The sequence below is a fragment of the Acidovorax sp. NN32 genome (assembly GCF_057597245.1).
In genome coordinates this window covers 4,018,288-4,040,347 of sequence record NZ_CP199679.1, presented here as the reverse complement: position 1 = coordinate 4,040,347, position 22,060 = coordinate 4,018,288, and the positions used below count along the sequence as shown (strand labels likewise).

The 22,060-nt window shown below is 63.7% G+C and carries 18 protein-coding genes and 1 tRNA gene; 7 read left to right on the top strand and 12 right to left on the bottom strand.

The window, feature by feature from the left end; genetic code table 11:
- Positions 1-29: 29 nt before the first annotated feature.
- Together ACT89O_RS18575 and ACT89O_RS18570 are read right to left on the bottom strand one after the other, a co-directional pair.
- The gene (locus ACT89O_RS18575) at positions 30-365 is read right to left on the bottom strand and encodes a 4a-hydroxytetrahydrobiopterin dehydratase (protein ID WP_121505674.1); all 336 of its coding nucleotides are present in this window, start codon (positions 363-365) and stop codon (positions 30-32) included.
- Positions 362-1,669, bottom strand: a complete 1,308-nt coding sequence (locus ACT89O_RS18570; protein ID WP_228896597.1) for a M48 family metallopeptidase — start codon at positions 1,667-1,669, stop codon at positions 362-364. Before ACT89O_RS18570 ends, ACT89O_RS18575 begins: the two co-directional genes overlap by 4 nt.
- 37 nt (positions 1,670-1,706) lie before the next feature.
- Here ACT89O_RS18570 and orn point away from each other — a divergent pair, with 37 nt between their 5' ends.
- The 3 genes from orn to ACT89O_RS18555 all read left to right on the top strand — a co-directional run bounded on the left by orn (position 1,707) and on the right by ACT89O_RS18555 (position 6,089).
- The gene (gene orn / locus ACT89O_RS18565; protein WP_008904975.1) at positions 1,707-2,285 is read left to right on the top strand and encodes an oligoribonuclease; all 579 of its coding nucleotides are present in this window, start codon (positions 1,707-1,709) and stop codon (positions 2,283-2,285) included.
- 310 nt (positions 2,286-2,595) lie between these two features.
- Complete coding sequence (locus ACT89O_RS18560; protein ID WP_487260827.1) at positions 2,596-4,479, top strand: DEAD/DEAH box helicase; 1,884 nt, start codon at positions 2,596-2,598, stop codon at positions 4,477-4,479.
- Positions 4,480-4,622: 143 nt separating this feature from the next.
- Positions 4,623-6,089: a sensor domain-containing diguanylate cyclase gene (locus tag ACT89O_RS18555; protein WP_305000483.1), complete on the top strand. Its 1,467-nt coding sequence runs from the start codon at positions 4,623-4,625 to the stop codon at positions 6,087-6,089.
- A gap of 383 nt (positions 6,090-6,472) precedes the next feature.
- Here the strand turns inward: ACT89O_RS18555 and ACT89O_RS18550 are convergent, their stop codons facing one another.
- The 4 genes from ACT89O_RS18550 to ACT89O_RS18535 form a co-directional block, all read right to left on the bottom strand.
- A complete protein-coding gene (locus ACT89O_RS18550; RefSeq protein ID WP_487260826.1) occupies positions 6,473-7,705 on the bottom strand; it encodes a multidrug effflux MFS transporter in 1,233 nt (410 codons plus the stop codon).
- A gap of 82 nt (positions 7,706-7,787) precedes the next feature.
- A complete protein-coding gene (gene bcsZ, locus ACT89O_RS18545; protein ID WP_487260825.1) occupies positions 7,788-8,954 on the bottom strand; it encodes a cellulose synthase complex periplasmic endoglucanase BcsZ in 1,167 nt (388 codons plus the stop codon).
- A gap of 228 nt (positions 8,955-9,182) precedes the next feature.
- Positions 9,183-9,258: transfer RNA gene (locus ACT89O_RS18540), tRNA-Lys, on the bottom strand.
- Between the two features lie 84 nt (positions 9,259-9,342).
- Positions 9,343-10,227 (bottom strand): NAD(P)-dependent oxidoreductase, encoded by an 885-nt coding sequence (locus tag ACT89O_RS18535; protein ID WP_487260824.1) that lies wholly within the window; start codon positions 10,225-10,227, stop codon positions 9,343-9,345.
- Positions 10,228-10,356: 129 nt separating this feature from the next.
- On the opposite strand from ACT89O_RS18535, the gene ACT89O_RS18530 reads away from it, so the two are divergent.
- Complete coding sequence (locus ACT89O_RS18530; protein ID WP_228896605.1) at positions 10,357-11,238, top strand: alpha/beta hydrolase; 882 nt, start codon at positions 10,357-10,359, stop codon at positions 11,236-11,238.
- A gap of 30 nt (positions 11,239-11,268) precedes the next feature.
- Here ACT89O_RS18530 and ACT89O_RS18525 read toward each other — a convergent pair whose 3' ends face one another.
- A complete protein-coding gene (locus tag ACT89O_RS18525; protein ID WP_121420842.1) occupies positions 11,269-12,246 on the bottom strand; it encodes a GMP reductase in 978 nt (325 codons plus the stop codon).
- Positions 12,247-12,471: 225 nt separating this feature from the next.
- On the bottom strand, positions 12,472-13,191 hold the full coding sequence (locus ACT89O_RS18520) for a hypothetical protein (protein ID WP_487260823.1): 720 nt from the start codon (positions 13,189-13,191) through the stop codon (positions 12,472-12,474).
- A gap of 44 nt (positions 13,192-13,235) precedes the next feature.
- Between ACT89O_RS18520 and ACT89O_RS18515 the strand changes: the two genes are divergently transcribed.
- The gene (locus ACT89O_RS18515) at positions 13,236-15,698 is read left to right on the top strand and encodes a UvrD-helicase domain-containing protein (RefSeq protein ID WP_487260822.1); all 2,463 of its coding nucleotides are present in this window, start codon (positions 13,236-13,238) and stop codon (positions 15,696-15,698) included.
- Between the two features lie 37 nt (positions 15,699-15,735).
- Entirely contained in the window at positions 15,736-16,224 is a 489-nt protein-coding gene (locus ACT89O_RS18510; protein ID WP_487260821.1) for a hypothetical protein, read from the top strand.
- A gap of 52 nt (positions 16,225-16,276) precedes the next feature.
- Here ACT89O_RS18510 and ACT89O_RS18505 read toward each other — a convergent pair whose 3' ends face one another.
- On the bottom strand, positions 16,277-17,041 hold the full coding sequence (locus ACT89O_RS18505; protein WP_228896616.1) for an SDR family oxidoreductase: 765 nt from the start codon (positions 17,039-17,041) through the stop codon (positions 16,277-16,279).
- Between the two features lie 116 nt (positions 17,042-17,157).
- Here ACT89O_RS18505 and ACT89O_RS18500 point away from each other — a divergent pair, with 116 nt between their 5' ends.
- Positions 17,158-18,072, top strand: a complete 915-nt coding sequence (locus ACT89O_RS18500; protein ID WP_228896617.1) for an AraC family transcriptional regulator — start codon at positions 17,158-17,160, stop codon at positions 18,070-18,072.
- Positions 18,073-18,153: 81 nt separating this feature from the next.
- Here ACT89O_RS18500 and ACT89O_RS18495 read toward each other — a convergent pair whose 3' ends face one another.
- The 3 genes from ACT89O_RS18495 to ACT89O_RS18485 all read right to left on the bottom strand — a co-directional run bounded on the left by ACT89O_RS18495 (position 18,154) and on the right by ACT89O_RS18485 (position 22,059).
- Positions 18,154-19,296 carry a DUF1513 domain-containing protein gene (locus ACT89O_RS18495; protein WP_487260820.1) on the bottom strand — a complete coding sequence of 381 codons (1,143 nt, stop codon included), beginning with the start codon at positions 19,294-19,296 and terminating at the stop codon, positions 18,154-18,156.
- Positions 19,286-20,392 (bottom strand): imelysin family protein, encoded by a 1,107-nt coding sequence (locus ACT89O_RS18490; protein WP_487260819.1) that lies wholly within the window; start codon positions 20,390-20,392, stop codon positions 19,286-19,288. The genes ACT89O_RS18495 and ACT89O_RS18490 overlap by 11 nt, the downstream gene beginning before the upstream one ends.
- Before the next feature lie 164 nt (positions 20,393-20,556).
- Positions 20,557-22,059, bottom strand: coding sequence for a di-heme oxidoreductase family protein (locus ACT89O_RS18485; RefSeq protein WP_487260818.1), 1,503 nt, complete (start codon positions 22,057-22,059; stop codon positions 20,557-20,559).
- Between the last annotated feature and the right edge of the window lies 1 nt (position 22,060).

Below are 22,060 nucleotides of genomic sequence, written 5' to 3'. Positions count from 1 at the left end.
GGGAGCCTGTGGTGCGCAAGGTCATGGGGTCAGGCCACCAGGGCATCGAACTGCGTTGCGCACTCGAAATCCGTGGATGAAATGCCATGCACGTCGTGCGTGTTCAGGCGCACCACGCAGCGGCTGTAGTGCACCGACAGATCGGGGTGGTGATCCTGGGCATTGGCAATGAAGGCCAAGGCGTTCACGAACGAGATGGTCTCGTAGTAGTTGGCGAAATGGTAGGTCTTCTCAATGGCGACGTCAGCGCCATCGCCCGTCAGGCTCCAGCCTTCGAGTTTGGCCAGGTTTGCTACAACTTCGGTAGCTGTCAACGCACGACGTGTAAGCGTTGACCAGTCTTTTTTCTTCAACATGGTAGTCATGGATGGGAGGGGTTGTGCATGCGCGCCAGCCGCTCGGTGGCGGGTGGGTGCGAGTAGTAGAACTTCACGTACACCGGGTCGGGTGTGAGCGTGGAGGCATTATCTTCGTAGAGCTTGAGCAGGGCGGAGGACAGGTCGGCGCCGCTGGCCTGGGCGACGGCGTAGGCGTCTGCCTGGAATTCGTGGCGGCGCGAAAGTTGCGAGAACAGCGGCGAGATGAAAAACGTGAAGACTGGCACCACAAGCATGAAAAGCAGCAGGGCCAATGCGTCATTGGGGGCTGCGGCCAGGGTGGGGTCCAACGAGATACTCGGCCGCACGCCCAGCCCGGTGTAGAACCACACCTGGTTGGAGAGCCAGCCCAGCAGTGCAAAGCCTGCCAGGCTCAATGCGAACATGGTCACGATACGCTGGATGATGTGGCGGTGCTTGAAATGCCCCAGCTCATGGGCCAGCACCGCCTCGACCTCGCCCGGGGCCAGCTGGCGCAAGAGGGTGTCGTAAAACACCACGCGCTTTGCTGCGCCAAAGCCCGTGAAGTAGGCGTTGGCATGCGCGCTGCGGCGGCTGCCGTCCATCACGAACAGCCCTTTGGCCGAGAAGCCGCAGCGCTGCATGAGGGCAGTGACACGGGCCTTGAGCGATTCATCTTCGAGGGGCTGGAACTTGTTGAACAGCGGGGCGATGAAGGTGGGATACACCACCATCAGCAGCAGATTGAAACCCATCCAGAAGCACCAGGCCCATAGCCACCACAGCGGACCGGTCGCCGCCATGATCCAAAGGATCAGCGCGGCGATGGGCAGGCCGATGAGTGCGCCGACCAGCAGGCCCTTGAGCGCATCGGCAACCCACAGGCGCCAGGTCATCTTGTTGAAACCAAAGCGCTCTTCCACGACGAAGGTCTGGTACAGCGACAGCGGCAGGTCGATCAGGCCGCTGATGGCGGCGAAGGCGGTCAGCAGCGCCAACTGCTGCCACATCCCGCCGCCCAGGGCGCTGAGCAGGGCCTGATTCAGCACATCCAGTCCACCCAGCAGTGTCCAGCCCAGCAGCACGGCCGCACCCAGTGCCATTTCCAGCAAGCCCAGGCGCGCCTTGGTGATCGTGTAATCCGCGGCCTTCTGGTGCGCCGCCAGCGCGATGCGTTCGGCAAATGGTGCGGGAACGTCGCTGCGGTGTCGCGCCACATGCCGGATCTGGCGCGTAGCCAGCCAGAACTTGAGCACAAGGCCCAGGGTGAGAGCTGCGGCAAACGCAAGCGTCAGCGCCAGGGCGGGAGAGAAGGCGTCGGAAGTGGGCATGAGCGGCGAGTTTAGGCCATCGGCGACAATGCGCGCCATGTCAGAAGCCAACAACCCCACCCCTCACGCACTTGCCAAATCCGACCAGAACCTGGTCTGGCTCGATTGCGAAATGACTGGCCTGGAGCCCGATACCGACCGCCTTCTTGAAATCGCCGTCATCGTGACGGGACCGAGCCTGGAGCCGCGCATCGAGGGGCCAGTTTTTGCGATCCACCAGTCCGATGAACTGCTGGGCAAGATGGATGCCTGGAACAAGGGCACCCACGGCCGCAGCGGCCTCATCGACAAGGTGAAGGCCTCGACCGTGACGGAGGAGGAGGCAGAGCAGCAGATCATTGCCTTCCTGAGCAAGTACGTTCCCAAAGGGACTGCGCCTATGTGCGGCAACAGCATCGGCCAGGACCGGCGCTTTCTGGTGCGCTATATGCCCAAGCTGGAGCGATTCTTCCATTACCGCAACGTGGACGTGAGCACCCTTAAGGAGTTGGCCAAGCGCTGGAAGCCCGAGGCCTACACCAGCTTCAAGAAAGCGCAGAAGCACACGGCCCTGGCAGACGTGCATGAGTCCATTGACGAACTGGCGCACTACCGCAAGCACCTGCTTTCGGTGTGACGGATTCCGGGGAGGGCGGCTGAAGACCTTGTGGGTTTGTATCGCAAGAACTGAGAGGGGCTTGCGGGAAAATACCTATCCATGCCATAATCAGCGGCTGCGCAGGAATCCATTCCTCGCAGATTGTGCATCTCCCCTCACACACCGGGCTTGCCAGCCGACTGTTTTCAACGCAGTGCAGGACTAGCGAACAACGCCCACCAGCATCCGCCCAGAGCAATGCAGGTTTCGTTTGATGGTTGATGTTTTTTAACCATTGACGAAGCCACTCGCAGGCTACGCTTGCGATCGTCTTCGTGAGAGAAAAATCATGACCGACACCTCTTTGGTGCAGGGCGAATTCGCGCCTGCCGACACTTCCTTTGCTGCCGACATTTCCGTGCAGTCTTCCCCTCTGGACGCCGTGGTGGCAGCTGCCACCGAGGTCGACGTTGCCGTGACCGCTGAACCCAACGGCTTTATCGAACTGGGCCTGGCCCCTGAACTCGTGCAAGCCGTAGCTGACCTGGGCTACACCCAGCCCACCAGCGTGCAGCTCAAGGCCATTCCCTTGGCAATGGGCGGTGGCAACGACTCCACCAAGTTCATCGACTTGATGGTTTCCAGCCAGACCGGCAGCGGCAAGACTGCCGCCTTCCTGCTGCCCGTGCTGCACACGCTGATCAACCAGCAGGCTGCTGCCGAAGCCGAAGAACGCGCTGCTTTCGAGCGCGCAGTGGCCGAAGCTGCCGCCCGTGGTGAACCTGCCCCCAAGCGCGCCAAGCGCAAGGACCCCACCAGCTCGCGCAATTTCAAGGCCGCCACCCCTGGTGCCCTGATTCTGTGCCCCACGCGTGAACTGGCGCAGCAAGTCGCGCACGATGCTATCGACCTGGTCAAGCACTGCCGTGGCCTGCGTGTCGCTAACGTGGTGGGTGGCATGCCTTACCAATTGCAGATCGCCAAGCTGCAAAACGCCGACCTGGTGGTGGCCACCCCTGGCCGCTTGCTGGACCTGCAGCGCTCGATGCAGATCAAGCTCGACAAGGTGCAGTTCCTGGTCGTTGACGAAGCCGACCGCATGCTCGACCTGGGTTTCTCGGACGACCTGGCCGAACTGAACCAGCTGACCGCCCAGCGCAAGCAGACCATGATGTTCAGCGCTACCTTCGCGCCCCGCATCCAGCAGTTGGCCATGCGCGTGATGCACGACGGAGGTTCGTCTGTGCAGAAGGTCACCATTGACTCTCCGCAAGAGAAGCATGCCAACATCAAGCAAATGCTGTACTGGGCCGACAACGCCCAGCACAAGCGCAAGATGCTGGACCACTGGCTGCGTGACACCACGATCAACCAAGCCATCGTTTTTGCCAGCACCCAGGTGGAGTGCGATGGCCTGGCCAACGACCTGCAGCAAGAAGGCTTTTCGGCCGTTGCATTGCACGGTGCCCTGAGCCAGGGTTTGCGCAATCGCCGTTTGATGGCATTGCGCGCTGGCCAGGTGCAGATTCTGGTGGCTACCGATGTGGCAGCACGTGGTATCGATGTGCCCACGATCACCCATGTGTTCAACTTCGGCCTGCCCATGAAGGCCGAGGACTACACCCACCGCATTGGCCGTACTGGCCGTGCGGGTCGCGATGGCCTGGCCATCACGTTTGCCGAGTTCCGCGATCGCCGCAAGATCTACGACATTGAGTCGTACAGCCGCCAGCAGTTCAAGGCCGAAGTGATTCCCGGCATGGAGCCCTCGCAGCGCGCGCCGCAGGCACCTCGCGGTGGCGATTTTGGTGGTGGCCGTGGCGCCCCGGGCCGTTCGTACGACAACCGTGACAACCAGTCGCGTGGCCGCTTCGGTGGTCCTGCACGTGGTGGCAATGACCGTGGTGGTTTCGGTGGTGGCTTTGGCGGTGGTTTCGCTGGCCGTGACAACCGTGGTGCTCCTGCACGTGGTGAAGGCGCTGGCGGTTTTGCGGGTCGTGATGACCGTGGTGGTGACCGTAGTTTTGCGCCGCGTCGTGATGGTGAAGGCTATGGCCGCAAACCTGGTTTTGGTGACGCTGGCCGTGGCAACTTTGCGCCCCGTGGTGATGCAGGTGCACCGCGTGGTGATTTCGCTCCCCGCAAGCCAGCGTTTGCCAAGCCAGCTGGTGGTGGCGGCAAGCCGTTCGTGGCACACGATGCCCGCAAGCGCCCTGCGCGCCCCGCGCGCTGATCGCTGACAGGTCTGTGGCGCTAGCGCCACCCCTGTTGCAAAGGCCGGTACCGCAAGGTGCTGGCCTTTTTTGTTGTTGTGGGGACCCTGGACCAAGAATACGCAGAGTAGCTCGACAATAATTGCCCAGGGAGGAATCTGCAGTGTCGTCTTCGTTATCTTCCGAGGCAGACTTCGAACACATGTTCGAACTGGCGCCTGTGTCTCTCTGGCTGGAGGACTACAGCGCCCTGAAGCAACTTTTTGATCGCTGGCGCGCTGCGGGGGTTTCCGATCTTCGTGCCCACCTTGCTCAGGACTCCGCAAGGGTGCGGCAATGCAGCGCTGCCCTCAAGGTGTTGAAAGTCAATCGCCGCACGCTGGAGCTGTTTGCGGCCGAGAACCAACAGGTGCTTGAAGCGAATCTGGACCAGGTCTTCAGGGATGACATGCACGATGCGGTCTTCCATGAGCTGGCGGCGCTGTGGTCCGGGCAGCTGGAGTTTTCGAACCAGACGGTCAACTATGCGCTGGATGGCCGGCGTCTTGACGTTCAGATTCGCGCACGCATCCTTCCAGGGTATGAAGCGGACTGGAGCCGCGTTCTGCTTTCGCTGGAAGACATCACGGCCCAAGTGCGGAGTGCCAGCCAACTTCGGCGCAGCGAACAATATGCGCGGGATTTGTTTGAGCACTCCCCGGTCTCGTTGTGGGTCGAGGATTTCAGTGCCGTGAAAAGCCTGCTCGACGGCGTTCGCGCGCAGGGCATTGACGACTTCAAGACCTTCATCACGGTGCATCCTGAATTCGTCACGCGCTGCATGCAGGAGATCCGCGTGATCGATGTCAACCAGCAGACGTTGCGCATGTTCGGTGCGTCCAGCAAGGAGATGCTTCTGAACAACATCGGGCGGGTGTTTAGGGGTGAGATGCATGAGTCCTTCGCGGACCAGTTGCTGGACCTGTGGGAGGGCAAGACCTTTCAGCAGCGCGAAGTGGTCAACTACGCGCTGTCGGGGGATGCGGTGCATATCCACATGCAGTTTTCTGTGTTGGCAGACCATCTTGCGGACTGGGGGCTGGTGCTGCTGTCGCTGGTGGACATCACGGCGCGCAAAAAGGCCGAAGCCTACCTGGAGTACCTTGGCAAGCATGACGTCCTGACGCAGCTGCGCAACCGGGCCTTCTATGCGGAAGAACTCAATCGTGTCACCCGCAAGGGGCCGTGGCCTCTGTCCATCATTGCGATTGATCTGAACGGGCTCAAGGTTGTGAACGATGAGCAGGGCCATGCTGCGGGCGATTCCATGCTGCGCAGGGTGGGCGAAGTACTGGCCAAGGCGGTGGACCCGCCAGCCTGCGCCGCGCGCATTGGCGGAGACGAATTCACGGTGTTGCTGCCCGGCATGGACGAGCGCAGCGCCTTTGCGTTGCAGGAGCGCATTCTCTCCATGTTGGACTTGAACAACCAGTTCTATCCGGGTCAGCCTATCAGCCTGGCCATGGGCGTCGCTTCGTGCCGTTCGGGCGACATGGTGGAAGCGGCCATCCATCGTGCCGACCAGGCCATGTATGCCGAAAAAATCCGGTACTACCAGGAAAAAGGGGTGGACCGGCGGCAACTGTCATAGGACCCCTTCCGGGTTGCACGGAAGCTTGGCGTCAGGTGCCGTGGGGTGTACTTCAGAACTCAGCCCGCGTGAACTGCGTAGCCGTAGAGCCACCCGGTTGGCGCCCTGGCTAGAAAGTTGCGCTCCGAGGCATCGATGGCCCCAGTGCTTGGCGGGCGTAGCGGCTTTCCAGAGGCTTCGCCAGGGTGACTACTGTGCCTTTACCTGTGCCTCTACCGCCTTGAACGCTTCGACATCGACAAACTTGCCAAGCTTCCAGTTAGGCTGGGCTTTGTACTCGGGCGCCTGGAATCCCACTCTCGCGGGTGCGCACTGACTTGGCGGGGCGTAGAGTGAGGTCTCATTGTTGCTAGCGCGCAGGGCAATTCACGAACGCCAGGGGCTCAACCTGGCGTTGCAGTCCTTCCAATATCGGGCCAGCGGTGGTGCAGATAGATCCAAGCCATCATGCCCACGCACATCATGAGCAGCGATGCGAAGGCCAGCAAGACCGTTGAGTGCATTACCAAAGGGACCAGGATGCCCGCCACAATGCCGTTCGCAGTAGAGCCGACAAACGCTTGCATGGACGAGGCCATGCCGCGGCGCTCGGGGTGAAGGTCCAGCACCAGCAGGGTCACTACCGGCACCATCAGTGCCCAGCCAAACGCAAAGACCGCAATCGGCAGCAGCGACCAGGCCGCGTGCACTGAAAAGAGCAGATTAGCTCCCAGGTTGAAGACGGCTACGGTGAACATGATCACAAAGCCGTGCCGTATCTGTCGTTTTGGAGCGATCTTGCCGGCCAGACGCCCGCTCAGCCACGCGCCGCCCATGATGCCCGAAATGGTCAGTAGAAAGAACCAGAAGAACTGCGTGGGGGCAAGTGCAAGGTGTTCGCCCAGAAAGGCAGGTGCTGCCAGTACGTACAGGAACATTCCATTGAAAGGAACGCCGCTTGCGAGCGCCAGCAGCACAAATCGAGGGCTTGACCCCAGCTGCCAGTACCCCCGCATAAGATGGGGCACATTGAACGGCTGGCGATGCTCGGCCTGCAATGTTTCGGGCAGGAGCCTGAAGTTTGCGACCCAGAGCACCAGACCCACGCAGGTTAGAAACCAGAAGATGCTGTGCCAGCCTGCATGTACAAAAAGCCAGCCGCCCACGATGGGAGCGATGGCTGGGGCTATGCCAAAGTAGATCGTCACTTGGCTCATCACCTGCTGCGCGCGCGCTGGGGGAAACATGTCGCGGATGACAGCACGCGACACCACAATGCCAGCGCCCGTAGACAAGCCCTGCAATGCCCTGAACGCTATGAGCTGGCCGATGCTTTGTGACAGCGCGCATCCAGCCGAGGCCAGCGTGAACATGGCGATCCCGCACAGGACCACCGGTCGCCGGCCAAAGCTGTCTGCGAGTGCTCCATGGAAGAGGTTCATGAACGCAAAACCAAAGAGATAGGCCGAAAGGGTCTGTTGCATCTCCACCGGGGTGGCGCCCAGAGCACTGGCAATGCCTGTGAAGGCGGGTATGTAGGTGTCAATCGAGAAAGGCCCCAGCATGCCCAGTACGGCGAGGAGGGCAGCGAGGGTCCATTGGGGGGCGCGCCAAAGTGTGTGGGCGTTGGGATTCATCGGGTGGGCAACGGGTAGAACATCGGGCGTGGGCAGGGGGCTCGGACAGGGCCGATGACGGCTGTTGCGGCAAGAGCCGCTGTCAGGACTTGGTTCTCTGCGGCAGCAGTTGGCCCCCGGATGAAAACCGGTACCTCCCCTCCATCCAGCCCAGTCCGAACAGGGCCAGAGTCTGTTCATAGTACGCCGTGGATCGCACGGGATTCGCGACGAGGCGGCTGAGCTGCGCTTTCAATGCAGCACTATCGCCTTGCGCCTGCAAAAAGGGCAGCATCGCTGCCGTAAAGCCTGCCGGACCGGGGCCTGAGCCCTGTCCTGTCAGTACATCAATCGATTCAGGTGGGTACCCCTGTTCGCGCACGTATCTCGCCATGGGGGCCAATGCAGAAAGCAAGGGCTTGCGGCCAGGTGCGGCAGGGTGCAGCATGCCTGCCCACAGGTAGACGCGAATCGCGTTGTAGGCGCCCTGGCCTTTTTCCTTGCCTTTGTCGTCAATGAGAAAGCCTTGCCGTGCGTCGTACAAGGTCCAGTCAGGGGCGTAGCCTTTGGGGGAGGCTCCCACGATGATTTTTTCAGAACTATGAATGAGCTGCCTCCAGGCAGGGAGGGGGTAGAGCGTGGCCAGCCGTTGCATTACCTGCAACGGCATATAGCTTGGGTTGAGTTTCCATCGGCCTTCGGCCTCCACAAAGCCGCTTGGCGCAGGGAGCAGACTCGGCCCCAGGCCAGGGAGGTCTGCGGTCTCCTCTGCAATGATGCGGGCGGCCAGACGAGCCCCCAAGGCGCGATATTGCGGGGCGTTCCACAGGCGTGCCGCCTCGCCCAAGACATAGGCAATCCAGATGTCAGCGTCGGAGGCCGCATTGCTGTCAATAACGCCCCAGGTTCCGTCCGGCCGACGGCCCCACAGCCACGCGGGCAGGCGTGCGCCCAGGTCTCCACCGCTCAGGTTGTTCTCGGTCCAGCGCAGGAGGGTGCTGAAACCCTTGCGGTCATTGGCGACCAGGGCAAAGAAAAGTCCGTAAGCTTGGCCTTCCGAGTAGGTGCGCCCTCCCTCCCCGTCGTCCGAGATCACCCTGCCTTCCTCGCTGGTGAATTGGGCCTTGAAGGTATCCCAGGCAGGCCATTGACCGCCGCGCGCCAAACCCGCCACTGCGCGCTCCTGCCCTTGCGCGCGTGACAGCGTGGCGGGCGCGAGCAGGCTCAGTCCTGTGAGAAGTGCTGTCCGTCTCAGGAGCATTGGAGTCATGAAAATCCTCGTGTTGCAATACCAACAGGAACGGGTTCTTCTGGATAGCCTATGGTGCACAGCGCATATGTGCGAGCACGATGAGGCTATGTTGTAACCTGAAGATGCTGCTGAGAACGGAGCCGGCCGAGGAAGGGGTGTGTTGTGCCTCTTTCGTAGCCAGAAAAAACAAAAAAGCCGACGCTACATTGAAGTAGCACCGGCTTTGTGCGCCTTACGGCTTTTGTTTGGTGGGTCCTGAGTGACTCGAACACTCGACCTACGGATTAAGAGTCCGCTGCTCTACCAACTGAGCTAAGAACCCAAACTTTTTACAAATCTGTCTGCATTGCTGCAGAGCCTCGAATTATGCACTAGTTTTTTGTGCCTTGGCAAGCAACCCAGAAAATTATTGCATGGCATTGCGGCTGGCGAGTTCGACAAACAGGCCACTGTGGTCCAGTTCGCCCAAGCCATGATCTACGCCTTCGGCATAGAGGGTCTCGAACAGGGCTGTGATGGGCGCGTCGAAGCCGATCTCGCCGGCCGTCGCCAGGGCGTTGCGCATGTCCTTGAGCTGCACTGCCATGCGGCCGCGTGGGGCAAAGTCACGCTCCACCATGCGCTGGCCATGCAGTTGCAGGATGCGGCTGTCTGCAAAACCTCCCTGAATGGCTTCGCGCACCTTGGCCATGTCTGCGCCGCCCTTGGCTGCAAACAGCAATGCCTCGGCCACTGCGCCGATGGTGATGCCCACGATCATCTGGTTGGCCAACTTGGTGAGCTGGCCCGCGCCGTGCGGGCCCACATGGGTGGCGCGGCCGCAGGCGGCGAACACGGGCTGGGCCTGCGCAAAGTCTTCAGGGCGCCCGCCCACCAGGATGGCGAGCGTGCCGTTTTCTGCTCCCACCGTCCCACCTGATACAGGTGCATCCAGGTGGGCCAGGCCCATCTCGCCCAGGCGGGCGGCGTGGTCCCGTGCTTCGCGGGGCTGGATAGAGGCCATGTCGATGAAGAGGGCGCCTTTGCGCATCGCCTTGGCCGCTCCGGATTCGAACAGGACGTGTCCTACGACAGGGCCGTTTTCCAGCAGGCTGATCACCATATCGGCGTTCTGGACCGCTTCGGTGGGCGAGGCATGGACGGTGATGCCAAACGCTGCCAGGGGCTCCGCCTTGGCTCGGGTACGGTTCCACACCTGGACCTGATGGCCAGCTTCCTTGAGGCGGCGTGCGATGGGGCGGCCCATCATGCCAATGCCCAGGACTGCAATGCGAAGCGGGGTGGTGGTCATGGCGTCATTCATCCGGGATCGTTGTCTCTGTGTGCATCATGTGCCTTTTTGGTGCATCACCCTGTCACGGAGCTTGCAGCATGGCTAGATTGGAATGATGATGCCGCACAGCCCCAGGAGACCCTACCCATGACCTTGCCCCTGCATGACCCCGCCTGGCTGGAGCGCATGTACAACAACCGCGCTCTGGTGCCCGACCACATGGACTACCTGCAGCGCTGGGCACGGGATTCTGCGCAGGTGCGGGCCAACGTCCCTTGTGTGCTGGATGTGGCCTATGGCAGCGGTGCAGGGGAAACCCTGGACGTGTTTCCGTCTGCGCGTACCACGGGCGGGCCGGTGCCTGTGCTGGTGTTCATCCATGGCGGCTACTGGCGGTCGCTCGACAAATCCGATCACTCGTTCATTGCGCCGCCTTTTACCCAGGCCGGGTTTTGTGTGGTAGTGGTGAACTATGCGTTGTGCCCAGGCACCCCCGAGGCGCCGGTGACCATTCCGCACATCGTGCGGCAAATGGAGAAAGCACTGGGTTGGGTGTGGCACCACGTTGCCGCCCATGGGGGCGACCCGAAGCGGATTACCGTGGCAGGGCATTCGGCGGGAGGCCAACTGGCGGCCCTGCTGCTCACCAGTGTGTGGCCGCTGATCGGTGACGGTCTGCCGGATGGGCTGGTGCGCAATGCGCTGTCGATCTCCGGGGTCCACGATCTGGAGCCCATCATGCACACCCCCATGTACCAGACGGTGCTGAACCTCACGGAGCAGCAAGTGCTGCAGTGCAGCCCGGCGCGCCTGCTGGAGCCCGCCATCGGTACGCTCTATTGCGCCGTGGGGGCGGATGAAAGCCCCGAGTTCCTACGGCAGAACCAGTTGATGCAGAACGCCTGGGGCAGCCACTTCGTGCCCCGTAGCGTGGCATTACCCGGACTGCACCACTTCAGCATCGTCGATGCGCTGGCCCAGCCGGGGCACGACCTGCACCACATGGCGCAGAACCTGCTGCGGGCCTGACCTCGCGTTGATCTCGGCCCGGGTGCTGGTTTACATCAGCAGGTGCTCACCCGCGTTGTCGCCGCCCAGGATCACATAGTTGACCTTGCGCACGTCCATCAGCTTGGTGCCGCCAGCGTAGCTGATGGAGCTTTGCACATCCTGCTCCATCTCGATCAGCGTCTCGGCCAGCTTGCCCTTGATGGGCTCCAGGATGCGCTTGCCTTCCACGTGCTTGTACTCGCCCTTGTTGAAGTCGCTGGCTGAGCCGTAGTACTCCTTGAACAGAGCGCCGTCCACCTCCACCGTCTTGCCGGGGGACTCTTCATGGCCTGCGAACAGCGAGCCGATCATCACCATGCTGGCGCCAAAACGGATGCTCTTGGCGATGTCGCCATGGCTGCGGATGCCGCCGTCGGCAATGATGGGTTTGGTGGCCACGCGGGCACACCACTTGAGGGCTGACAACTGCCAGCCGCCCGTGCCAAAGCCGGTCTTGAGTTTGGTGATGCACACCTTGCCCGGGCCCACGCCTACCTTGGTCGCGTCGGCGCCCCAGTTTTCCAGATCGATGATGGCTTCAGGCGTGGCCACGTTGCCAGCAATCACAAACGCCTTGGGCAGGTGCTGCTTGAGGTAGCCAATCATGTTCTTCACGCTGTCGGCATGCCCATGGGCGATGTCGATGGTGATGTATTCGGGCGTGAGGCCCAGTGCCACCAACTGGTCCACGGTGTCGTAGTCGGGTTGTTTGACGCCCAGTGAGATCGAGGCGTAGCAGCCCTTGGCGTGCATGTCCTTGACGAACTGAATATTGTCCAGGTCAAACCGGTGCATGACGTAGAAGTAGCCGTTCTGGGCCATCCAGGTACAGATCTTTTCGTCCACCACCGTTTTCATGTTGGCGGGTACCACGGGGATGCGGAACGAGCGGCCGCCCAGCTCCACGCTGGCGTCGCATTCCGAGCGGCTTTCCACGCGGCATTTGCGGGGCAGCAGCAAAACGTTGTCGTAATCGAAGATTTCCATGAGATTCCAAGCTCCTTTGAAAAGGTCGCCTGCGAAGGATTTCGCGGGCGTGGGCGCTTGGCTTGGGACCGGCTTTGTGGGCACTGGCGTGGTGGCCAGCTCCGAACCCCGCAGATTGCGCGGGCACAAAAAACCGGGCGTCAAGAAACTTGGGCCCGGTGATTGATTCTACCCGCCTGCCTGGCAGACCCTATAACCGTGCGGGTATGACCGGTATCACCGATGTCATCGGCAGGTGGACTGCGCAGCCGCCAGGACGCTGCCCTGGGCGTCCTGCACCCAGCCCACCAAACGCAGCCGCTCGGCCTGTGCGCCTTCCGGGATGCGCATGGACCGGGTTTCCATCCATTTCATTTGCTCTTTTTTTGATAGCTTTTCGCGCTTTTCCCACGTGCCGTGGAGCATGTTTCGAACCATATTTCGTGCCACTCTCGTGCCTTCGGTGCCTGCAGGCACGGATTCGACAAGCAGCAGGTAGAAGTCCATGGCTCCGGGCGTTGCGACGTTGCGCTGTGCAGCGCGCTGCACGGGCGTGAACGCGATGGCCGCGCCCAGGTAGTCGTTGAACGGCATGCCGTGGGCCACGCGCAGGCGGGCGGGCGTGGCGGCCTCGATGGCCGCAGTGTGGACATCGGTGGTGACAGGGGGCTTGCGGCCCAGGGTCTGCAGGCGGGCCAGGGCGTCGTTGGTGGCGGCGGCCGACAAGGGCGCTTCGTCACCGGCCTTGCCCGGCACGATCCAGTCCAGCACCGCCACGCCCGCCGTGGCAGAGGGCGCGGGGGTGGCCGCATCGCTCCAGCAGGCTTCGCAGTCGGCACTGATGAAGCGCTCGAAAATGGCCACGGGCTGTGGGACGCCGTCACTGCTGCAGCTGGCCTGGGCCAGCGCTGAGGCTGTGTAAGTGAGGACCAGGACGCTGGCCAGGGTGCGGGCAATGTTTTTCATGGTCGGGTGGGGGAGGGTGCCGGGGCGCTTTCTACAATGGCCGCATGTTCCCACAAGACCCGTTCCCGGGTGCACCCGAAGCCTTGGTGCCCCCACACGCTGCTGCGGCCTCGGCTGCATCGCCCCTCCTGGCCAATCTGAACGACGAGCAACTGGCGGCCGTCACGCTGCCCGCAGGCCACGCACTGATTCTGGCGGGCGCAGGCTCGGGCAAGACGCGTGTGCTCACCACCCGCATTGCCTGGCTGCTGCAAAACGGCTACGCCACACCCGGTGGCATTCTGGCCGTCACTTTCACGAACAAGGCCGCCAAAGAGATGGTGGCGCGTTTGTCCGCCATGCTGCCGGTGAACGTGCGCGGCATGTGGATCGGCACCTTCCACGGCCTGTGCAATCGCCTTTTGCGCGCGCACCACAAGGCGGCGGGCCTGTCGCAGTCCTTTCAAATTCTGGACACGCAAGACCAGCTCTCGGCCATCAAGCGCCTGTGCAAGCAGCACAACGTGGACGACGAGCGTTTTCCGCCCAAACAGCTGGCGTATTTCATTGCCAATTGCAAGGAAGAAGGCCTGCGCCCTGCCAACGTGGAGGCGCACGACAGCGACTCGCGCAAGAAGGTCGAGATTTACCAGCTGTACGAAGACCAATGCCAGCGCGAAGGCGTTGTGGACTTTGGCGAGCTGATGCTGCGCAGCTACGAGCTGCTGCGCGACAACGACCCGATTCGCGAGCACTACCAGCGCCGGTTTCATCACATCCTGGTGGACGAGTTTCAGGACACGAACAAGCTGCAGTACGCCTGGCTCAAGCAGCTGGCGGGCAACGAGGTGGGCGGGCGCTTTGAAGCGCGCGGCAGCGTGATTGCCGTGGGCGACGACGACCAGAGCATCTACGCCTTTCGCGGTGCGCGCGTGGGCAACATGACCGACTTTGTGCGCGAGTTTGATGTGCAGCGCCAGATCAAGCTGGAGCAGAACTACCGCAGCTACAGCAACATCCTTGATTCGGCCAACGCCCTCATCAGCCACAACAGCCGCCGCCTGGGCAAGAACCTGCGCACCACGCAGGGTGCGGGCGAGCCCGTGCGCGTGTACGAAGCCAGCTCCGACCTGGCGGAGGCGCAGTGGATGGTCGATGAGATCAAGCAACTCGTGCGCAACGACGGCTTTGAGCGCAAGGAAATCGCCGTGCTCTACCGCAGCAATGCGCAAAGCCGGGTGATCGAATCGGCACTGTTCAATGCCAGCGTGCCCTACCGCGTGTACGGCGGTCTGCGCTTCTTCGAGCGCGCCGAAATCAAGCATGCGCTGGCCTACCTGCGCCTGCTGGAGAACCCACACGACGACACCAGCTTCACGCGCGTCGTCAACTTTCCGCCGCGTGGCATTGGCGCGCGCAGCATCGAAGTGCTGCAGGACGCAGCCCGCGCCGCAGGTTGCTCGCTGCACGACGCGGTGAGCGCCGTGCCCGGCAAGGCGGGCGCTAACCTGGGCGCGTTCGTCGCCATGGTCGATGTGCTGCGCGAGCAGACCCAAGGCCTGAACCTGCGCGGCATCATCGAGCAGATGCTCGAATCCACGGGCTTGGTGGAGCACTTCCGCACGGAGAAGGAAGGCGCCGACCGCATCGAGAACTTGCAGGAACTGGTCAACGCTGCCGAGAGTTTTGTCACGCAGGAAGGTTTTGGCCGCGACGCCGTGGCCCTGCCACTGGACGAGCATGGCACGCCGCTCACCCAGAGCGCCCAAAGCCCGGTCAGCCAGGGGCTGGACCCCAACGCACCGGTGCTGGACGAACCCCTGAAGCCCGCCGTGCCGGGCATCGTGGACGCCGACACCGGCGAAACCCTCTCACCCCTGGCCGCCTTCCTGACCCACGCCGCGCTCGAAGCGGGCGACAACCAGGCCCAGGCTGGCCAAGACGCCGTGCAGTTGATGACCGTGCACGCCAGCAAGGGCCTGGAGTTTGACGGTGTGTTCATCGGCGGCATGGAAGAGGGCCTGTTCCCCCACGAAAACTCCGCCAGCGAGCGCGATGGTCTGGAGGAAGAGCGCCGACTGATGTATGTGGCCATCACCCGCGCCCGCAAGCGCCTGTACCTGAGCCACTCGCAAACGCGCATGCTGCATGGGCAGACGCGCTACAACATCAAGAGCCGCTTTTTTGACGAGCTGCCTGAGGCCGCACTCAAGTGGATTACGCCCAAGCAGCAAGGGTTTGGATCGTATGCTCCTAATTCAGGAGCTGGTAGCGCTTATCCATCAAGCGCTAGAGGTCAATTTGGCTTTAAATCCGAGACCTTTGCCAGCCCACCGGTGCCCGTGCAGAAGACCGCGCCGTCCCACGGCCTGCGCGCAGGCATCAACGTGTTCCACACCAAGTTCGGCGAAGGCAAGGTGCTGGCCATCGAGGGCACGGGCGACGACGCGCGTGCGCAGGTCAATTTCCCGCGCCATGGCACCAAGTGGCTGGCGCTCAGCGTGGCCAAGTTGACGGTGGTGGATTGACGCTAAGGCGATCGTTTTTGTCGGCAGGTTTATGCGCTTGCATTTTCGTCCGCGCGTGCTCGGCATCGCCTTGACCGTGGTGGCTTGCGCGTCGTTGGCACTCTGGGTGAGTGCATGGCTCTTTCTCATCTCCCAAGAGGACTTCACGCCTAAGCGGGGCACGCTCACCTATTACCTCGGGATTTCCTCGCTGGTGCGCGGCGCTCCTGCGGTGGGGGTTGCGACGGAGCCGGAGTACTTTGGAACAGTGGGTGACGGCAACAAGCAACCACGCTCGGAGGTGTCGTTTGAAGTTTCTCGCAACGATATGGGCCGGGCTGTGGTTGCCGTCAACGCCTACCTGCTGCAAAACGGCCTGCAAGAGCGTGCGTTGGAGCCATCGGAACTGGAGGCTGTGCAAGCGCACAACGGCTACTTTGTGCGTTATGCCGAATACGCGTCTGTGGCGGATGGGGTTGTTGCTGTGACGGTGCAGCCGGTACGCCCAGGGGTGTTGTACAGCGTCACGGTCAGCCATTACGAGTGACTTGACCAAGGTGCCGGGTGCCCGGTGCGTGGCAATGGTTTGCTGGGTGCTCTTAAGCCACAGTAAGCTCACCCACCGTCGCTTCCGCCAGCGCCACCGCATCTGCCCCCGCCGCATACCGCAGGCGGTCTGACGCATCATTCACCGCCGCCCACACACCCTCGGCCACATCCTGTTCGGTCGTCACGGCGGCTGGCTGCCCCAGGGCTGCAAAGATTGACTGGGCGTAGGGAGCGTAGGCGGACGGGATCAACCCCTGCATGCGCTCCGCGCCGTTGGCGGTGAACTGGGTGGTGGGCGCGTAGCCGGGCTCGACGAGTTTCACGCGGACGCCAAATGCCGCCAGCTCAAACGCCAGCGACGCTGTGAACCCCTCGATGGCCGTCTTGCTGGCGGTATAGGCTGCCACCAGCGGCATGGGGGCCAGCGTGGCGCTGGACGTGACGTTGACCACCAGGCCTGCACCGCGCTCGCGCATCTGCGGCAACACGGCCTGGGTCATCGCCATGGTGCCGAAGGTGTTGGTGTCGAAGATGTCACGCACCGTGGTCATGGGCGTGGCCTCAAAGGCGCCGAACAGCCCCAGGCCCGCGTTGTTCACCAGTACGTCGATGGGGCCAGCGGCCTGTAAAGCCTGGGCGATGCTGTCGGGCGCTGTGACGTCCAGCGGTAGAACGCGCACGCGGTCTGATGCGGGCAACACGTCAGCGCGCGGGGTGCGCATGGTGGCGATCACGTTCCAGCCCTGGGCGTGAAAGTGGCGGGCGGTGGCCAGCCCGTAGCCAGACGAGCAGCCGGTAATGAGAATGGTCTTCATGGTGAAACTCCTTGGGGATGGTGGATGGGAACAGATGGAAGGTGGTGCAACGATATCGGGCCAAGTCTGGATTAACTACAATCAAACGTCTAATTTTTGTTTGCAGGAGTCCGGCTGTGGTGGATCCCCTCGCCCAAGTGATTGCGCTGCTGCGGCCGCGCGCCGTGTTCTCCAAGGTGATCAGCGGCGCGGGCGCCTGGGCCGTGCGTTATGGGGAGTTCGGCAGTCCGAGCTTTTGCACCATGCTGGAAGGCCAGTGCGTGCTGGCCGTGGCGGGGCAAGAGCCGGTGACGCTGGAGGCGGGCGACTTTGTGCTGATGCCCGCGACGCCGGGGTTCACCTTGTCGGGCATGGAGCAGCCACTGGCGCAGCCGGTGTTCATGGACCCCCACCGTTTGCCAGCGCCCGATGGCGAGCACGGGCTGCGCCATGGCACGCCCGACGGCCCGCCGGACATGCGCATGCTGGGCGGCTACTTTGAGTTTGATTCGCCCGACGCCGCGTTGCTGGTGTCGCTGCTGCCGGACCTGCTGCATGTGCGCGGGGTGGCGCGGCTGCCGACCCTGGTGCAACTGGTGCGGCAGGAATGCCTGGCCATGCTGCCCGGCCGAGACCTGGTGCTGGACCGTCTGGTGGAGTTGCTGCTGATCGAGGCCCTGCGGTCGAGCGACGAGGCGGGTGCGCCCCCCGGGCTGCTGCGCGGCCTGGCAGACGCCCGCGTGGCGGTGGGCCTGCGCCTGATGCACAGCGCGCCAGAGCAGTCGTGGACAGTGGATGCATTGGCGCGCGAGGCGGCGTTGTCGCGATCCACATTCTTTGAGCGCTTCTTGCGCGCCGTGGGGGTGCCGCCCATGGAATACCTGCTGGCCTGGCGCATGGCGCTGGCCAAGAAGCTGCTGCGCGGCAGCGACGGCCGCATAGGCATCGACGAAGTGGCCGCGCGCGTGGGCTACAGCTCGGCCAGCACCTTCAGCACCGCATTCAGCCGCCATGTGGGGCTGGCGCCCGGGCGCTATGCGCGCCAGCCGTAGGCGCGCAGGCGGATTGCTCAGTTATTTATAGCTACTAGCGATTTACCAACAAGCGCTAGAGGCATTTTTTGCTTCAATTTTCTACGCTGCCAACACCCAGTGGTTGTCCAGCCGCACGCCTCGCAGGCTGCGGCCATGCGCGTGGCTCGCAGGCGCTGCGGCCTGCGCGTTCTGCAGGCTGGCGCCCAAACCGCCCGCCCACAGCGCGCCGCCGTGCACGGCCAGCGGGCAGACGTCGGGCAGCGGCACAAGTCCCCGCCATTCGCCCTGTGGCGTGTACGTGGCAATACCGTTGGCGCGCGGGCAGCTGACGGCCCAGCCCGCAGGTGTGGCGGCCATGCTGCCGCCGTAGCCGTGGATGCTTTGCGCGATGCGCTCGGGCGTGGGCATCACCCTCAGAGCGGTGCCGTCGAACAGGGCCAGCACGGGGGCGGCGTCTTTGGCGGTGCTGTGGTCATGCTCGGCCTGGAGCGCGATGCCCAGGGTCCGATCATCGGGGGCCCAGGCCAGATGACGCAGGCTCAGGCGCTGGTCTTGCAGGCGCCATTGGCCCAGCAGGCGGCCGGTGTGGCCGTCCAGCCGCACGATGGACGAATCCATCGTTTGCAGGTCGCGCTTGACGCGGCCGGTTTCGGGTGCGGTGGGCACGCCGCCGTTGGCAACGATGAGGGTGGGCGCGCCGTTGTGGGTGGTGCGCATGTCCCAGGTCAGCTCGTGCGCGTCGATGCCGTGGGTGGGCCATTCGGCGATTTTTTGCAGGGTGCGGGTGTCGCGCACGCCGACCCAGCTGGCGCCGGTTTCTGCATCCGTTTCGGTGGTGAACAAGTGGGCACCGTCTGCGCTGGCGATGACATGGCCGTTGAAACTGCGCTCACCGTCCTGCCACAGCCATTGAGGCTCCGCGCGTTGGCCGGGCCACCAGCGTACCAGCCAGTCGCCGGGGCGGCGGGCGGTGGCCAGCACGGAGCCATCGGGCAGCACAAGAAGGCCGTGGGCGCGGGTGGGGACTTCGAGCGATACGTGGATCTGCAACGGCTGCCCGGCGCCCGGTTGCGTGGACAGCAGCCCGATGTGAAAGCTGCCCTCGCGCTCCCAGGCGGCAGCCAAGTGCATGGTGCCGTTGTTTCTGGCGAACGCGGAGGTCGGAGCGAACGCCCACGCTCCCAGGCCTGCCAGCGCGGCCAGCCCTGCCAGCGTTTGGCGGCGGTGGAGGTCAATCACCATCGGCGTCAGAAAAACCAATGCTCACCTGCAGCGCCGGTGCCACTTCGGATTCGGCCAGAAACTTGAGTGCGGCCAGATCCTTGGCGGTTTGCTGGATGGACGCCTTGTTCTGCACGCCCGCTTTTTGCACCTGCGCCATCGATGCATCGACCTTGCTGGCGGCCTTGTGCAGTTTGTCGGCCAGCGGGTTCAGGCCCTTGCCGCGCAAATACATCTCCAGCGGCACCAGCGCCTCGCCGGGCGCGGGTGTGGCGGCGTTCGCAGGCAGGGCGGTCACGCTGCGCAGGCCTGCCCAGGTGGCGGCCCAGGCGGCCAGGGTGTCGCCGCTGGCAGAACGGGGGTAGTCGGGGGTGCGGCTGCCAGATCCCGATCCAGCGGCGCGCAAGGGCTTTTCCATCTGCGCCCAGCGCAGGCGTTCGATGCCGCCCACCCATTGGTTCACAAACTCGCTGATGGCCTGGGTGGACTGCTCTTGTTCGTCCTCGGCGCCCCAGTCGGTGCCTGCGGCGGTGGTGAAGGCGGCTTGCAAGGCGGCGGATTCGCGGGCCACGTCCTGCGCCACTTCGTGTGCGTAGCTGCAGGCAGGGCTGCCGGGCTGCACGGGGCGGGTCCACAGCAGCCATTCCAGCGCGGGCAGGCCCTTGGCGGGGGTGCCGATGCGCTCGAAGGCCTTGGCGCCCTGGGGCTGGGTGACGATGGCTTTTTCTATCAACGCGGGGCGGGTGGGTGTGAAGTCGATGGCGCGCTGGCTGCGGCGGGCGATGACGGGGCCTATCGACACAGCGGTCAGCTGCTCCCATGCGCGCGCTGTGGCCTGCCAAGCTGTGCGCGCGGCGGCCAGAGCCGTCTTGCTGTCACTGGCCGGGGCCTGGCACAGTGCGGCCACGGCGGGCGCCAGGGCGCGGGCGCTCTGGTCAAAGTCTTTGGCGCGGGGCAGGGCCCAATGCCCGTAGATGCCCTGCAGCGCGTGTACGGTGTCGTAGAACGGCACGGCCTCGCGCTGCCAGGCGGGGGCGGCAGCCGCTGTCTGGGCCTGCGCAGCTACGGGGGGCACTGCGGTCAGCAGCAGGGCGGCAGCAAGGAGGGATGTTTTCATCGCCGGGCCGCCCCAAGATGAAAACGCGGCCCCCTCGGGGGGCAGCGACCCGCGCAGCGGCGGAGCGTGGGGGCTGGTTTTCATCGCCGGGCCGCCCCAAGATGAAAACGCGGCCCCCTCGGGGGGCAGCGACCCGCGCAGCGGCGGAGCGTGGGGGTCAATACTCATAGCGACTCCACAAATTTCACCAGCGCATCGCGGTCGGCCTTCTTCATTTTCAGCACCTGGTCCTTGGCTGCTTCGGCCTCGCCGCCGTGCCACAGCACCGCCTCCAGCACGCCGCGCGCGCGGCCGTCGTGCAGCAGGCGCGTGTGGCCGTTCACGTCCTTGATCAGGCCGGTGCCCCACAGTGCGGGAGTCTTCCACTGGCGGCCGTTGGCGCCAAAGTCGGGCCGGTTGTCGGCCAGGCGTTCGCCCATGTCGTGCAGCAGCAGGTCGGTGTAGGGCCAGATGCGCTGGCCGTTCAGGGCTTTGCTGGTCAGCGTGGGGAAGGGGCCTTCCTTGGTCACGTAGCTGGGCCGGTGGCAGGTGGCGCACTGGGCCTGGGCAAACAAGGCCTGACCGCGTTGCACCTGCACGTCGTTGACGTTACGGCGCGCGGGCGGTGCCAGCGTGGCTTGGTAGAAGATCACGTCGGCGAGGGTCTTGTCGTCGATCTCCACAGCCGGCTGGCCTTGCACGCTGGCGCCCTCCTTGCCACTTTTGCCGCTGGGTGCAGCCAAGCAGTCCTTTTGTGCGGGGGTGCAGGTCTCGTGCGCGAAGTGGCGGGACGTGATGCCCATATCGCCCAGAAAGGCGCCACCCGTCTGGTGCGCGATGCTGGCCACATTGGCCTTCCAGCCAAATCGCCCTGTCATCATGCTGCCCGAGGGCGCGTCCCACACTTTGTTGGCTTGGCCTTTGATGGGGCCGGGCGCGGCGGCCTGGTCGGCTGCGTTGGCCAGGATGTCGGCCTCGGCAATCGCTTCGAGGAGGCCCACGCCGATGATCTGCGGCGCAATGCGCGGGCTGCTCATCACGTCCGGGTGCATGGGGCCGTAGCCCAGGTCGGCGAAGCCATACACGGGCTTTTGCAGTGTGTAGGGCGTGCCGTCGGCAAACTGGCCTTTGATCGTTTCGTAGCGCAGCGTGACGCGCCCTTCAGGGCTGACGCCCTGGATGGCCGCGTTGTTGAACTGGTCTCCATACACTGGCTCGGGCTGGGGCCCGCCATGCGCGTCTTTGCCGGGGATGGACAGGCGGATCAGCAGGGCCACGGTCGGGTCCTTGGTCTCGCCCAGGCGGTTGAAGATCGCTGGCGGCTCGCCCCGGCCGTCCTGCACATGGCAGCCACCGCACGAGCGCGCGATGAAGTGCGGACCCAGGCCATCACGGGCCTTGGTGGAGGCAGGGGCCTCGACCCAGTTGCGGCGAAAGAACGAGTTGCCGATGACAAAGCGCGTGCGTTCCTCATCGGTCAGGTTGGCGGCTGGGAACGAGAAGGCATTGCGCCCGGTGGCGAATACGGTGGTCTCGCCGCCGGTTTTTTCGCCCTGCGGGTCGGGCTGGGGGGTTGCCGTCAGCGATGGAATGCCCAGGCTGCCGAAGCCGGCGAGTGCGACGATGGCGGTGCTGGCAGCCGCCAGGCGCACAGCGCGCTGGCGGCGTTTGGCTCGCGAGATCTGCATG